This is a genomic window from Micromonospora sp. KC207 (assembly GCF_004348615.1).
Lineage (GTDB): Bacteria > Actinomycetota > Actinomycetes > Mycobacteriales > Micromonosporaceae > Micromonospora.
This window is the reverse complement of record NZ_SMKJ01000193.1, coordinates 1-13,921: the sequence shown is the minus strand read 5'-3', so window position 1 is coordinate 13,921 and position 13,921 is coordinate 1. Positions and strand designations below refer to the sequence as shown.

Genomic DNA, 13,921 nt, shown 5'->3' with positions numbered 1-13,921 from the left:
GCCCGCGACCCTGGTGGCCCGCCCGCCGCACTCCTGGGACTTCACCCAGGTGGACCGCTGAGCCGCGGCCGCACGTTCAGCCGCAGCCGCACATGCGAGGAGGGGCCCCTGCCAACGCATTCCGTTGCACAGGGGCCCCTCCTCACACCCAGGCCCGGTCAGCTCCGGCGCAGGATCCGGTACGTGGCGATGCCACCGGTACCCAGTGCGGCGATGAAGACCAGCCACACCACCGTGGTGCTGACCCCGATCCGGCCGCCGCTGCCGACGTTCGCGGCGGCCGCCGCGACCAGCGAGTCGCTCTGCGCCGGCGGGAGCGCGGCGGGCGGCAGTTGCTCCCAGCGGACCAGGCCGGTGCTCTCCAGCATCGCCATGTGGTCCGAGACGAAGTCGTTGGCGTCGTCGGCGAGCTTGCGGACGGTCGCGTCGCGGGTGCTGGCCCGTACCGCGCCGATGACCGGGAAGATCTTGCCGTGCGCCACCCGGAGCCGGGTCACGAAGATCTGGTCGAACCGTGCGCCGGTGGACTCCTGCATCTCCTTGAGCCACCCCTTCTGCTCGGCGGTGGCGTCCGCCGGCAGGGTCGCGCCGAGCTTGTTGGCGGCGTCCACGGCGAGCTGGTCCAGCACCCCGTGCTGCCGGGAGATCTCCGCGCCGATCTCGCGCACCCGGGCCGACTGGCCCTTCTCGGCGGCCATCTCGCCGGCCGGCATCTCCCACAGGCCGGCCAGGCGTACCCCGGCTAGCAGGGTCATGTCGGCGGCGTTGAGCTGGGAGTTGACCGGCGCGGCGAGGGCCATGCCGGGTAGCACCCCCAGTGCGGCGACGAAGGTGACAACCAGGGTCGCCATCCGGTGGGTCCGGTGCCCTGGCCGGCGACGTGCGGATCTGAGCGGTGCCATGGGTGCGGTGCCTCCTCGGTCCGGGCCGAACGCGTCCGTCCGGGCGACCGAGTCCCATGGCCGCCCGTCCGGTCACTGGTACGGATCGCCGCCGCGATCAGTTCATCCGGATCTCCGAAGAGCATCTCGTGAACCCGGTGGGGAACCGGAGGCGACGGGTCAGCGGGTGACGGCCGTCAGCAGGCCGAGCAGGAGCAGGGTGGCGACGGCGACCGCGAAGACGACCAGCATGTCCCGCCGGCCGTGCGCAGGCGAAGCGGCGGCGGCCGGGTCGGCGGGCGGGTCGGCGGGCAGGTCCCGGGTCACCGCGGCCAGGTCGCCGAGCGTGCGGGCGGCCCAGACCTCGGCGACCCGGTCGGAGAACTCGTCCAGGGTGAGCCGGCCCAACGAGGTGTGCCGTTGCAGGCCGGCGACGACCCGGTGCCGGTCGTCGTCGGAGGCGCGCAGCTCAACGTCCACGCCGGACAGCGTACGCAGCCGCGTCTGCCCGCGACGTACCGTGTGACGCGGCGCGGCGGTCAGCCGGCGGCGGTCAGAGCGGTCAGGCCGCGTCGAGGGGATCCGCGAGCAGCCGCTCGAACGCCAGCTCGGCCGCGCCGATCAGCGCCGCGTCGTCGCCGAGCTTCGGGGTACGCAGCCGCACGTGCTCCAGGCAGGCGGGCAGCCCGATGGAGTTGAGCCGGCTGCGCACCTGGGCCGCCGCCGCCAGGTACAGGTCCCGCATGGTGCCGCCGAAGATGACCATCTCGGGGTTGAAGATGTTGACCAGGTTGGCCACGCCGAAGCCGAGCCAGTCGCCGGCCTGCCGTACCGCCGTCTGGGCCTGGGCGTCGCCCCGGTCGGCGGCTTCGAAGACGGCCAGCACCGCGTCGGGCCCCCGCGCGTCGGACCGGCCGGCGGCCTGCAGCAGCCCGTGCTCGCCGATCTCGGTCTCCCAGCAGCCCCGGGAGCCGCACTCGCAGGGTTTCCCGCCTCGGACCACCACCATGTGGCCGACCTCGCCGCTGTACCCGCCGTGCCCGGTCAGCCGGCGGCCGCCGGCGATGATGCCGGCGCCGACGCCGACGTCCCCGTACAGGTAGATGACGTTGTCGCAGCCGGCGGCGACGCCCCGGGCGTGCTCGGCGAAGGCCGCCACGTCGGCCACGTTGCCGACCGTGATGGGCACGTCGATGCCCAGCTCGGCGGCGAGCGCCGCGCCGATCGGCTCGTCCACCCAGCCGGTGGTCGGGCTGAGCCGCACCAGGCCGTCGTCGCGGCGGACCATGCCGCAGACCGCCACCCCGGCCCCGACGCAGACCGCGCCCGCCGGGACGGACTGGTGCATCTCCTTGACCGCGCCGGCCAGCAGCGGCGCGGCCTCCCCGGCCACCAGGTTGCGGGGCCGGTCCAGCTCCCGGTGATCGAGCAGCGCGCCGCCCAGACCGATCCGCGCGGCCCGCAGCCGGTCCACCTCCACGCTGTACGCGTACGCGTAGACCCGTTCCGACTCGGGCCGGACGACCAGCGACGGTCGTCCGGCCCGGCCGGTCTCCTTCGGCGCGCCCTCGCTGACCAGCCCGGCGCCGGCCAGGTCGGCGGTCAGCGCGCCGATGGTGCTGCGGTTGAGCCCGAGCGTGGTGGTCAGCTCGGCGCGGGTCGTCGCGCCGTGGACGTGCACGTAGCGCAGCAGGGCACCGAGGTTCTGCCGACGGATCTCGTCCTGGCTCGGTCCCACACGCATCGTTACCGGTGCTTCCGTGCGGGGGGTGTCAGCGGTTGCCGCTGGCGGCCGACCGGTGCCGGGAGAAGGCGTCCACGCTCGCGGCGAGTAGCAGCACCACGCCGGTGACCACGTACTTCACCCCCGAGCTGTAGCCCATCAGACCCATGCCGTTGTCGATCACGGCGACCACCGCGCCGCCGAGCACGGCGTCGAGGACCCGGCCCTTGCCGCCGAAGAGGCTGGTGCCGCCGATCACCGCCGCGCCCACGGCGTAGAGCAGTACGTTGCTGCCACCCGTGTTGGGGTCCACCGAGTTGGCCCTGCTCGCCGCCACGATGCCGCCGATCGCGGCCATGGAGGAACAGATGACGAAGACCGAGATGCGGATCCGGTCGACGTTGATGCCGGCGCGGCGGGCCGCCTCCTTGTTGCCGCCGACCGCGTAGACGTGCCGGCCGTAGCTGGTGCGCTGGAGCACGAAGGTCCAGGCGATCAGCAGCACCGCGATGATCGGCACGACGATCGGCACGCCCTTGAGCGAGGTGATCAGGACGTTGCGGCTGCGCTCCAGGTTGAGCACGTACACGGCGACGCCGAGGATGACCGCCAGCACGCCCACCCGGGCGAGGACCACGGTCAGCGGGTCGGTGACGAGCCCCCGGGCGGACCGGTTGCGGTGCCGCACCAGCTGCACCGCCGCGTAGCCGGCGACGGCGACGGCGACCAGCGCCCAGCCGATCGCGGGCGGCAGGTTGCGGTTGGCGATCGCCACCAGCGTCTCGTCGCGTACGGAGATGTTGCTGCCGTCCTTCATCAGCATCAGCACGATGCCCTGGAAAGCGAGGAAACCGGCGAGGGTGACCACGAAGGACGGGATGCCGATCTTCGCCACCAGGAAGCCCAGCGTGGTGCCGATGAGCACGCCGGTGACGATCGCGGCGAGCACCGCGACCCACCAGGGGTAGCCGAGCACGGTGACGACGTTGGCGAGGATCGCCGCGCAGACGCCGCTGGCGAAGCCGGCGGAGAGGTCGATCTCGCCGAGCAGCAGGACGAAGACCAGCCCCATCGCGATCAGCGTGACCGCCGCGCCCTGCGTGAACAGGTTGGCGAAGTTGCCGGCCGACAGGAACGACGGCCGCATGATCGCGAAGACCGTGCAGAGCACGATCAGGCCCAGCACGGCCGGCAGGGCGCCGATGTCGCCGCCGCGTACCCGGCTGACGTAGTTGCGCACGTGGCCGCCGACGGTGACGGGCGGGGTGACCGCAGCCGGCCCTTCCTTCTTCACGATGGTGCTGGTCATCGGAGGGCTCCCCGCGTCGTGCCGACGGCCGCGCCGCCGGCGCCGTTGCCACCCGCCGGCTCGGCGGCGAGCCCGAGGGCGCCGGAGCGTCCGGCGGTGATCAGCTCGACGATCTGCGAGTGGGTGATGTCAGTGGTCTTCACCTGGGCCACCATCTGGCCGAGGTAGAGGGCGGCGATCCGGTCGGAGACCGCGAAGACGTCGTTCATGTTGTGTGAGATGAGCACGACGGCGAGGCCGTTGTCGGCCAGCCGGCGGACCAGCTCCAGCACCTGGGCGGTCTGCGCGACGCCCAGCGCGGCGGTCGGCTCGTCGAGGATGACCAGCCGGCTGTTCCAGAGCACCGCCTTGGCGATGGCGACGGTCTGCCGCTGGCCGCCGGAGAGGCTGGAGACGTGCTGGCGCAGCGACTTCACCGTCCGCACGCTCAGCCCGGCCAGGGTCTCGGCGGCCATCTGCTCCATGGTCGGCTCGTCGAGGACGACCCCGGTGCGCTTCTCCCGGCCGAGGAACATGTTCTGCACGATGTCGAGGTTGTCGCAGAGCGCGAGGTCCTGGTAGACGACCTCGATGCCCAGGGCGGCGGCGTCCCGGGGGCTGTTGATGCTGACCGGGCGGCCTTCGAAGAGGAACTCGCCGGAGTCGGTCGGGTAGATGCCGCTGATGCACTTCACCAGGGTCGACTTGCCGGCGCCGTTGTCGCCGACCAGCGCGGTGACCTCGCCGGGGTGGGCGGTGAGGGCGACGTCGCGCAGCACCTGGACGGGACCGAAGCTCTTGTCGATCCCTCGTAGTTCCAGCAGGGGGGTTGCGGACACAAGGGTCTCCTTGTCGCGGAGGGGAGGTCGCGAAGCCCGTCCGGCGTGGGCCGCCGCCCGGCACGGGGTCACCGTGCCGGGCGGCGTCGCCTGGCGGGTACGACGGTCGGCGTACGGGTCAGCTGATGCCGGCGTCGGCGCAGAGCTTGGCGTAGGCGCCGGTGCAGAGCTCGTCCTTGGTGACGAAGCCGTCGGCCACGACGTCCTTCACGTTGTCCTTGTAGATGGCCTTCGGCTCCAGCAGGACGGCCGGGACGTCCCGGTTGCCCTCGACGTCCTTGACGGTCTGCCCGGTGTCCTTCTTCTCGCCCTTCGCGACCGCGATGGCCAGCTCGGCGGCGGCGTCCGCCTCCTGCTTGACGGCCTTGTAGACGGTCATGCACTGGTCACCGGTGAGGATGTTCTGCAGGCCCTGCACGGTGGCGTCCTGCCCGGTCACCGGGACCTTGCCGTTGAGCTTGTTCTTCTTCAGCACGGAGATGGCGGCGTTGCCGAGGCCGTCGTTCGCGGCCAGCACACCGTCGATCTTGCCGCCGGCCTTGGTGAGCTGCTGCTCGAAGATGGTGGCGGCCTGCGTGTTGTCCCAGTCCGGCACCGAGTCGTCGGCAACCTTGGTGTATTCCTTCGAGTCGAACTTCGGCTTGAGCACCGAGTCGTAGCCGCTCTTGAACAGGGTGGCGTTGTTGTCGGTCGGCGAGCCGTTGAGGTAGGCGATCGCCGGGTTCTTGACGCCCTTGTCGGTCAGGCACTTGGCCAGGCCCTCGCCCTGGAGCTTGCCGACGGCCTCGTTGTCGAAGCTGACGTAGTACTGCGCGGAGCCGCCCAGCGTGAGCCGGTCGTAGTCGATCGTGGCGATGCCCTGCGACTTGGCCTTGTCGAGCACGGCCTTGCCGGTGCCCGAGTCCAGGTTGACGATCATCAGGGTGGTCACCCCGTTGGTGATCATCTGGTCCGCGATGGTCTGGAACGCGGTCTTGTCGCCCTGCGCGTTCTGGATGTCGTACTTGACATTCGCGGCCTTGAACGCGGCCTCAAGGTACTTGCGGTCCGCGCCCTCCCAGCGGGCGGAGGACTTGCTGTCCGGCAGGATCACGCCGATCTTCGGCTTCTTGTCGGACGATCCGGCCTGGTTGCCGCCGTCGGAGTTCTCGCCGCAGGCGGCCACGCTGCCGGTGGCCAACAGGCCCACGGCAGCGAAGGTGAGGAAGCCCTTGCGCATCTGCACGGGTCCTTTCGGGGGTGGGGGAGTGGAGATGAAACGATGTTTTGTTGTGTCCGGCAACGTATTGCGCGCCAGGCTCCCGGCACAAGAGTGGCGAGGTCAGAAGTTTGTTGGCGGCGGTAACAATTCAGCAACGTGGTCGACACCCCGCCCTAACCGCGCCGAAACTGGTCAGCCGGAAGGGCGCGGCTCGGCTCGGCTCGGCCGGAAGGGGCCGCCGCTCGGCCCGGGTCAACCGGCGGCGACGGGAGCGGTGGTGGCGTCGGTGAGGGCGATCAGGTCGGCCGGGGCGAGCTGGAGCTGGAGGCCGCGGCGGCCCGCCGAGACGTACACGGTGTCGTGGGCCAGCGCGGAGGCGTCCAGCACCGTGGGCAGCCGCTTGCGCTGGCCGAGCGGGCTGATCCCGCCGCGCACGTACCCGGTGGCCCGCTCGGCGACCGCGCGGTCGGCCAGCGTCGCCCGCTTGCCGCCCAGCGCGGCGGCGAGGGCCTTGAGGTCCAGCTCGCCGGTCACCGGCACCACCGCCACCGCGAGCGCGCCGTCGACCTCGGTCACCAGCGACTTGAACACCCGCTCCGGGGGCACGCCCAGGGCCGCCGCGACGAGCACGCCGTAGTTCGGGGCGTCCGGCGAGACGTCGTACGGGTGGGTGCTGTGCCGGATCTTCCGCTTCGCCAGCAGCGCCGTCGCCGGAGTGCCCTGTCCCGCCATGCCCGACAAGTTAGCCCGCCGCCGCCCGACGGGCCAGCGGTCGACCTTTCTCGCCCGGTGCTTCGGAGGGTCGGCCGGGTGCGGCCGGCACCGCCGCTTCAGCCGGCGGGCACCGGGTGACACACCAGCACGGTCGGTGCGCCGGCCACCCGGGTCAGCACCAGGCTCGCCGCCTCCGGACCGGCCAGCCGCAGGTCGCGCCGCAACCGCTCCGGCTCCAGCGCCGAGCCGCGCTTGAGGATCTCGGCCCGGCCCACCCCGCGCTCCCGCAGCAGGGCACGGAGCCGCTTCAGTGAGAACGGCAGCGTGTCGGTGACCTCCAGGCAGCGGGCGAACGGCGTCGCGCCGGGGGCGTCGGCGTACAGGTAGGCGATGGTCGGGTCGGCGAGCGTGGCGTCCAGCGCGCCGGCCAGCTCCGCCACGAGGTGCGCGCGGACCACCGCCGGGTCGGGGTCGTGGACGTACCGTCGGACGGGGCCGACGGCCGCCTCGGCCCCGCCGGAGCCGGTGAGCTGATGGCAGACGGGCTGGCGGTCGATGGGCTGACGGTCGGCAGGGTGATTGCAGGGGGCCCCTGCTATACCGGAAGCGTTGACAGGGGGCCCTTCCTTCAACACGGTCGCGCGGCGGGGCACCTCGGCCAGGCGGCCGCACCACAGGGCGGCCTCGACCAGGTCGCCGCCCACGCTGACCCACTCCGCCTCCGCGCCGGCCGGGATCAGCGCGTGGTCGAGCCCAGGGGCTACTTTCACGACGGTGCGCGGCACCCGCTCGGCCAGCGCGGTGACGAAGTCCCACGGCGGCGAGTAGGCGTTCGGGTCGAAGACGCGCCGGCCCGTGCCGGCCTTGCGCCGCGCCGGATCACAGAACGCGGCGTCGACCCGGGACACGTCGAACGCCGTGGCGTCGCCGCACTCCACCGTGAACCGGTCGGCCAGCCCGGCGGCCTCGGCGTTCGCGGCGGCCATCGCGGCGGTGACCGGGTCGGCCTCCACCCCGTACACCCGGATGCCGGCGCGGGCGGCGGCGAGCGCGTCGGCGCCGAGGCCGCAGCCCAGGTCGGCCAGGGTGCGCACCCCGGCCGCGCGCAGCCGGTCGGCTCGTCGGGCCGCGACCACCCCCCGGGTGGCCTGCTCCAGCCCGGCGCGGGTGAGGAACATGCCGGCCGCCGCCGGGCCGAACTTGCCGACCGCCCGGCGGCGCAGCTCGGCCTGGGTGAGCGCGGCGGCGGCCAGGCCGGCGGGCACCCCGGCCGAGCGGAGCGCCGCCGCCGCGGCCAGCGGGTCGCCGCCGGCCACCTCGGTCGCCGCGGCGAGCGCGGCCGACCCCTCGGGGGTACGCAGGGCGGCGAGCTGGTCGAGATCCACGCGTTCATTGTCCGGCCCCGGCCGGGGTTGACCGACGGTAGGGAGGCGGACGCGGGGGGGGGGGGCATCCCGGCGCGTCGCGGTAACGAGCGGCGGAATTTGTGGCGACACGAAGGGCGACGCGTTGGCACTCTCCTTGACGGAGTGCTAGCCACGGCCTAACCTGCGATTAGCACTCTCCCATCGAGGGTGCCAACTTCCGGGCCCCGTGCCCGGGGGTTTGACGCCAGGCGGACCGGCACCCGCGACGACGGCCCCGCCCGGTGGCATGTGGCAGATTGACGCTGGTCGGCCCCGCCGTCCAGCAACGAAACCAGTACCCCAGGAGGGTATGCCCGTGACTACCGCGACCAAGGTTGCGATCAAGCCGCTCGAGGACCGCATCGTGGTCCAGGCGAACGAGGCTGAGACCACCACGGCGTCGGGCATCGTGATCCCCGACACCGCCAAGGAGAAGCCGCAGGAGGGCACCGTCCTCGCTGTCGGCCCGGGCCGGATCGACGACAAGGGCAACCGCGTGCCGATCGACGTGAAGGTCGGCGACACCGTCCTGTACTCGAAGTACGGCGGCACCGAGGTCAAGTACGCCGGCGAGGAGTACCTGGTGCTCTCCGCCCGCGACGTCCTCGCGGTCATCGAGAAGTAAGCAACCGATCAGTGCCACTGCCCCGGTCCGGCTCGCCGGGCCGGGGCAGTGACGCTTCGAAGGGATAAAGATGGCGAAGATCCTGAGCTTCTCGGACGACGCCCGGCACCTGCTGGAGCACGGTGTCAACGCCCTCGCGGACACGGTCAAGGTCACTCTCGGCCCGCGCGGGCGCAACGTCGTCCTGGACAAGAAATTCGGTGCGCCCACGATCACCAACGACGGCGTGACCATCGCCAAGGAGATCGAGCTCACCAACCCGTACGAGAACCTCGGCGCGCAGCTGGTCAAGGAGGTGGCGACCAAGACCAACGACGTCGCCGGCGACGGGACCACCACCGCGACCGTGCTGGCCCAGGCCATGGTCCGCGAGGGCCTGCGCAACGTCACCGCCGGTGCCAACCCGGCCGGCCTCAAGCGCGGCATCGACGCGGCGGCGGCCAAGGTCTCCGAGGCGCTGCTCGGCCGGGCCGTCGAGGTCGCCGACAAGAAGTCGGTGGCGCACGTCGCGACGATCTCCGCGCAGGACGCCACGATCGGCGAGCTGATCGCCGAGGCGATGGAGAAGGTCGGCCGCGACGGCGTCATCACCGTCGAGGAGGGCTCCGCGCTCACCACCGAGCTGGACGTGACCGAGGGTCTCCAGTTCGACAAGGGCTTCATCTCCCCGAACTTCGTCACCGACGTGGAGGGGCAGGAGGCGGTCCTGGAGGACCCGTACATCCTGATCACCACGCAGAAGATCTCGGCGATCGAGGAGCTGCTGCCGCTGCTGGAGAAGGTCCTCCAGGACAGCAAGCCGCTGCTGATCATCGCCGAGGACGTCGAGGGTCAGGCCCTGTCCACGCTGGTGGTCAACTCGATCCGCAAGACCCTCAAGGTCTGCGCGGTGAAGGCCCCCGGCTTCGGCGACCGCCGCAAGGCGATGCTGCAGGACATGGCGATCCTCACCGGCGCCGAGCTGGTCGCCCCGGAGCTGGGCTACAAGCTGGACCAGGTCGGCCTGGAGGTGCTCGGCACCGCCCGGCGCGTCGTGGTCGACAAGGAGAACACCACCGTCATCGACGGCGGTGGCCAGGCCAGCGAGGTCGCCGACCGGGTCGCGCAGATCCGCAAGGAGATCGAGGCCTCGGACTCCGACTGGGACCGGGAGAAGCTGGCCGAGCGGCTGGCGAAGCTCTCCGGTGGCATCGCGGTCATCAAGGTGGGCGCGGCGACCGAGGTCGAGATGAAGGAGCGCAAGCACCGCATCGAGGACGCCATCGCCGCGACCAAGGCCGCCGTCGAGGAGGGCACGATCCCGGGCGGCGGCGCCGCCCTGGCGCAGATCCTGCCGGCGCTCGACGACGACCTCGGCTTCACCGGTGACGAGAAGACCGGCGTCTCGATCGTGCGCAAGTCGCTGGTCGAGCCGCTGCGCTGGATCGCCCAGAACGCCGGTCACGACGGCTACGTGGTGGTGCAGAAGGTCGCCGACAGCCAGTGGGGTCACGGCCTCGACGCCGCCGTCGGCGACTACGTCGACCTGGTCAAGTCCGGCATCATCGACCCGGTGAAGGTGACCCGCAACGCCGTCACCAACGCCGCCTCGATCGCCGGCCTGCTGCTCACCACCGAGAGCCTGGTGGTGGAGAAGCCGGCGAAGGCCGAGCCGGCCGCCGCCGGTGGCCACGGCCACTCGCACGGCCACGGCCACCAGCACGGCCCGGGTTTCTGACCTACGCCGTACGACACGCTCAGGGCACGCCGGCTCCCCACGGCGTGCCCTGACGCGCATCCGCCCCGCTTTCCCCCGGGGTTGTTGCTTACGGAACGCCCCTGGGTTGTTGCTTACGGAACGCTGACGTCCCTGTCGTTGCGCCGGCCCGATCGGAAACACTGGGCGGATGGGCGTCATCTCGCGCGGGTACGCCGCGCTGGCCGGGATCACCGCCGCCGCCGTCGCGATCGGTACGGCCGAACCGGTGGCGGTGCTGACCGGGCCCCGGTCGGCACCGCTGGTCGCCGTCGGAGGACTGGTGGTGGACACCGTCCCCGAGCCGGTCAAGCAGTTCGGCATCGCCGTCTTCGGCACGTACGACAAGATCGCCCTGCTGGTCTGCACGGCGCTGTTGCTCGCCGGCTTCGCGGCGCTGCTCGGCGTCCTCGCCGCGCGCCGGCTGTGGCTAGGCCCGGCGGGCATCGCGGTGTTCGCCGCCCTCGGGGTGGCCGCCGCGCTGACCCGGGCCGGCGCGGACGCCGCCGACGCGCTGCCCGCGCTGGTCGGCGCGGCCCTCGGCGCGCTGGCGCTCCGGCTGCTGCTGGCCGGCCCCCTGCACCCCGACCCCTGGCCCTGGACTCCGCCAGCCGAGAGCAGGGAAGGAATCCTTGTCAACACCCCCCTGTCAACAAGGGGCCGTTCCTTGCCTCCGGAGGGGCGGCGGCGGTTCCTCACCGGCGTCGGCGCGCTGACCGGCGCGGCCGTCGTCACCGGGCTGGGCGGGCACTGGCTGGCCGGGCGGCGCGGGGTGTCGGCGGCCCGGCAGGCGGTCGCCCTGCCCGCGCCGGCCTCGCCCGCGCCGGCGGTGCCGGCCGGGGCGGACCTCTCCCTCTCCCAGCTCGCCCCCTACGTCAGTCCCACCTTCGGGTTCTACCGGATCGACACCGCCCTGGTGGTGCCACAGGTCGATCCGGACACCTGGCGGCTGCGCGTCCACGGCCGGGTGCGCAACCCGATCGAGCTGAGCTTCGCCGACCTGCTGGCCCGCCCCATGGTCGAGCGGTACGTCACGCTGGCCTGCGTGTCGAACGAGGTGGGCGGGGACCTGATCGGCAACGCCCGGTGGCTCGGCGTGCCGATCCGGGAACTGCTCGACGAGGCGCGGCCGGAGGAGGGCGCGGACCAGGTGGTCGGGCGCTCGGTCGATGGCTGGACCTGCGGTACCCCGACGGCGGTGCTGCGCGACGGCCGGGACGCCCTGCTCGCGGTGGGCATGAACGGCGAGCCGCTGCCGGTGGAGCACGGCTTTCCGGTACGGATGGTGGTGCCCGGCCTGTACGGCTACGTCTCGGCCTGCAAGTGGGTGACCGAGTTGGAGCTGACCAGCTTCGCCGACTTCGACGCGTACTGGGTGCCCCGGGGCTGGTCGGCGCAGGGGCCGATCAAGACCCAGTCGCGGATCGACACCCCCCGCCCACGCAACCGCCTCACTGCCGGCCCGGTGACGGTCGCCGGGGTGGCCTGGGCCCAGCACCGGGGCATTCGCAGGGTCGAGGTACGCGTCGACGACGGCCCGTGGCGGGAGGCGACGCTCGCGCCCGTTGTCTCGGTGGACACCTGGGTGCAGTGGTCCTGGCAGTGGACGGCCACCACCGGCGAGCACACCCTCCAGGTGCGGGCCACCGACGCCGACGGCGAGACGCAGACCGAGCGCCGGCAGCGGGTCGACCCGGACGGCGCAACCGGCTGGCACACGGTGCGGGTCACCGTCCGCTGACCGTCCACCCGCGTATGCCGGCAGGCCGGCGAGCCGGTCACCCGGCCGTGGGCGTGTCGGTGGGCCTGCCTGGTGGGCCTCACCCGACCGTGGGCGTGGCGAAGGGCGGCAGCCCCCGGACGGGGGCTGGGAAACATGACGCGGCTCCGCGTCCCGGGTCGGGGACGCGGAGCCGTCGATGCGCCGTCGGTGTCCGGTGCGTCAGGCGACGCTGCGCTGGGTCGGCACGGTGGACTTGTGCGGGCGGCCGAGGCGGGCCTCGAGGCGAACCACGTCGACCCGTGACTGCCGGCGGTCGGCCAGGTCCTCCCAGCCCACCGCGAGCAGTCGCAGTCGCTCCGCCTCGCTGAAGCCGCCCCAGACCCCGTACGGCTCGCGGACGGCGAGGGCGTGCGCGGCGCACTCGGCGCGTACGGGGCAGACCCGGCAGACCGCCTTGGCACTGGACTCGCGGCGCAGTCGGGAGGAGCCGCGCTCGCCGTCCGGGTGGAAGAACTGGGCACTGTCGCGGCCCCGGCAGGCACCGAGCCGCTGCCAGTCCCAAAGGTCGACGATGGGTCCGGGCAGCCTGCGTACGTTCGGCATCAGCACCCCTCCTCCCGCGCGGCACCGCGGAGATCCTCAGCTTGACCGGTGTCCGGGCGGCGGCCCCGCTGGCGCACCGTTTCCGGCTCAGGCTCCCCGGTACCCCGACTTCCTCCGGCTCACACTCCTGTGATCGCAAAGCTCGGACAGAATGACTTATATGACCTATCTGTCGGAAAAGTTCGGAGGATTGCCGGGAACACCCACCCGAAGCGACCTCCCCATGGTCTGCTCGGGGTCGGAGAGGAGACCACAGTGCGTACTGTTCTCGTGTGCGTTCGGACACCGCTCGCCGCGCAGCAACTGACCACCGCGGCGGCGCGACTCGGACTGTCCGCCGCTGTCCGTACCGCCGTCTCCGATCCCGAGGTGATGCTGCGCCTGGCGGAGCGGCCGGCGGACGTCGTGCTCGCCGACACCGCCCTCACCCGCCCGGACAGCGCCGGCTTCGTCCGGCGGGTGCTGGCCCGCGCCCCGCAGGCTGCGGTGCTGCTGCTCGGCGCGGAGGAGTCCGAGGCCGCCGCCGCCACCATCGGCGCCGGCGCCCGGGGACTGATCCAGGGCACCGACCACGACCTGACGAGCGCGGTGGCCAAGGCCCTGCTGCTGCTCTCGGCACCCGGCCGTGCCGCCCACAGCCGGGTGACCGACCCGCTCCGGGACGCCGCCTCCGTCGGTGGGCCGGTGCGCTCCGCGCCGGCCGGGCGCCCCCCGGCCAAGTCCGGCCCGACCTGGCCGGCGGGACCCGAGGGCTCGGCGGGCGCTCCGCCGGCGGTGGTGCCCGTGCAGCGTGGCGACGACGAGGTGGAGGCGGCCGGTGAGGGCGAGGCCGTGGCGGCGGCCGGGCAGCGTCGCGCCCCGGCCCGTGGCGGCCGAAGCGCGATCGGCCTGACCGAGCGGGAGCTCCAGGTGCTGCTCGGCATGGCCGAGGGCAAGAGCAACGCCGAGATCGGCCGCGAGCTGTTCGTCTCGGAGGACACCGTCAAGACGCACGCCCGCCGGCTGTTCCGCAAGCTCGGCGCCCGGGACCGCGCGCACGCTGTTGCCGCCGGCTTCCGCGCCGGCCTGGTCACCTGACCCGCTGACCCCTCGGTGATCCTGCACTTGGTGTCCACGGTTCCTGACTTTCGCGGCGTTTGTCGGGCCGAAGGTGCAGGATCGCGGGAGAGGGGCCGGGGCTAGG

General features: G+C 72.7%; 13 protein-coding genes. 4 read left to right on the top strand and 9 right to left on the bottom strand.

Features of this window, described 5'->3' with window-relative positions; genetic code table 11:
* Positions 1-158 precede the first annotated feature (158 nt).
* The 8 genes from E1258_RS22095 to E1258_RS22060 all read right to left on the bottom strand — a co-directional run bounded on the left by E1258_RS22095 (position 159) and on the right by E1258_RS22060 (position 8,031).
* A complete protein-coding gene (locus E1258_RS22095) occupies positions 159-851 on the bottom strand; it encodes a DUF4142 domain-containing protein (RefSeq protein ID WP_243715617.1) in 693 nt (230 codons plus the stop codon).
* Between the two features lie 210 nt (positions 852-1,061).
* Positions 1,062-1,361: a DUF1707 domain-containing protein gene (locus E1258_RS22090; RefSeq protein WP_132404479.1), complete on the bottom strand. Its 300-nt coding sequence runs from the start codon at positions 1,359-1,361 to the stop codon at positions 1,062-1,064.
* A gap of 82 nt (positions 1,362-1,443) precedes the next feature.
* A complete protein-coding gene (locus E1258_RS22085) occupies positions 1,444-2,625 on the bottom strand; it encodes an ROK family transcriptional regulator (protein WP_132404477.1) in 1,182 nt (393 codons plus the stop codon).
* Positions 2,626-2,653: 28 nt separating this feature from the next.
* The gene (locus tag E1258_RS22080) at positions 2,654-3,913 is read right to left on the bottom strand and encodes a sugar ABC transporter permease (RefSeq protein WP_132404475.1); all 1,260 of its coding nucleotides are present in this window, start codon (positions 3,911-3,913) and stop codon (positions 2,654-2,656) included.
* Entirely contained in the window at positions 3,910-4,731 is an 822-nt protein-coding gene (locus E1258_RS22075; protein ID WP_132404473.1) for an ATP-binding cassette domain-containing protein, read from the bottom strand. Before E1258_RS22075 ends, E1258_RS22080 begins: the two co-directional genes overlap by 4 nt.
* Before the next feature lie 118 nt (positions 4,732-4,849).
* The gene (locus E1258_RS22070; protein WP_132404471.1) at positions 4,850-5,950 is read right to left on the bottom strand and encodes a sugar ABC transporter substrate-binding protein; all 1,101 of its coding nucleotides are present in this window, start codon (positions 5,948-5,950) and stop codon (positions 4,850-4,852) included.
* 234 nt (positions 5,951-6,184) lie between these two features.
* On the bottom strand, positions 6,185-6,664 hold the full coding sequence (ybaK, locus tag E1258_RS22065) for a Cys-tRNA(Pro) deacylase (RefSeq protein WP_132404469.1): 480 nt from the start codon (positions 6,662-6,664) through the stop codon (positions 6,185-6,187).
* 98 nt (positions 6,665-6,762) lie between these two features.
* A complete protein-coding gene (locus E1258_RS22060; protein ID WP_132404467.1) occupies positions 6,763-8,031 on the bottom strand; it encodes a methyltransferase domain-containing protein in 1,269 nt (422 codons plus the stop codon).
* Positions 8,032-8,362: 331 nt separating this feature from the next.
* Here E1258_RS22060 and groES point away from each other — a divergent pair, with 331 nt between their 5' ends.
* The 3 genes from groES to E1258_RS22045 all read left to right on the top strand — a co-directional run bounded on the left by groES (position 8,363) and on the right by E1258_RS22045 (position 12,153).
* Entirely contained in the window at positions 8,363-8,677 is a 315-nt protein-coding gene (groES, locus tag E1258_RS22055) for a co-chaperone GroES (protein ID WP_018222648.1), read from the top strand.
* Between the two features lie 70 nt (positions 8,678-8,747).
* On the top strand, positions 8,748-10,394 hold the full coding sequence (groL, locus tag E1258_RS22050; RefSeq protein WP_132404465.1) for a chaperonin GroEL: 1,647 nt from the start codon (positions 8,748-8,750) through the stop codon (positions 10,392-10,394).
* 169 nt (positions 10,395-10,563) lie between these two features.
* On the top strand, positions 10,564-12,153 hold the full coding sequence (locus E1258_RS22045; RefSeq protein WP_132404463.1) for a molybdopterin-dependent oxidoreductase: 1,590 nt from the start codon (positions 10,564-10,566) through the stop codon (positions 12,151-12,153).
* Positions 12,154-12,354: 201 nt separating this feature from the next.
* On the opposite strand, the gene E1258_RS22040 is transcribed toward E1258_RS22045, so the two are convergent.
* Positions 12,355-12,738 (bottom strand): WhiB family transcriptional regulator, encoded by a 384-nt coding sequence (locus E1258_RS22040; protein WP_132404461.1) that lies wholly within the window; start codon positions 12,736-12,738, stop codon positions 12,355-12,357.
* 255 nt (positions 12,739-12,993) lie between these two features.
* On the opposite strand from E1258_RS22040, the gene E1258_RS22035 reads away from it, so the two are divergent.
* On the top strand, positions 12,994-13,815 hold the full coding sequence (locus E1258_RS22035) for a helix-turn-helix transcriptional regulator (protein WP_132404459.1): 822 nt from the start codon (positions 12,994-12,996) through the stop codon (positions 13,813-13,815).
* Positions 13,816-13,921 lie beyond the last annotated feature (106 nt).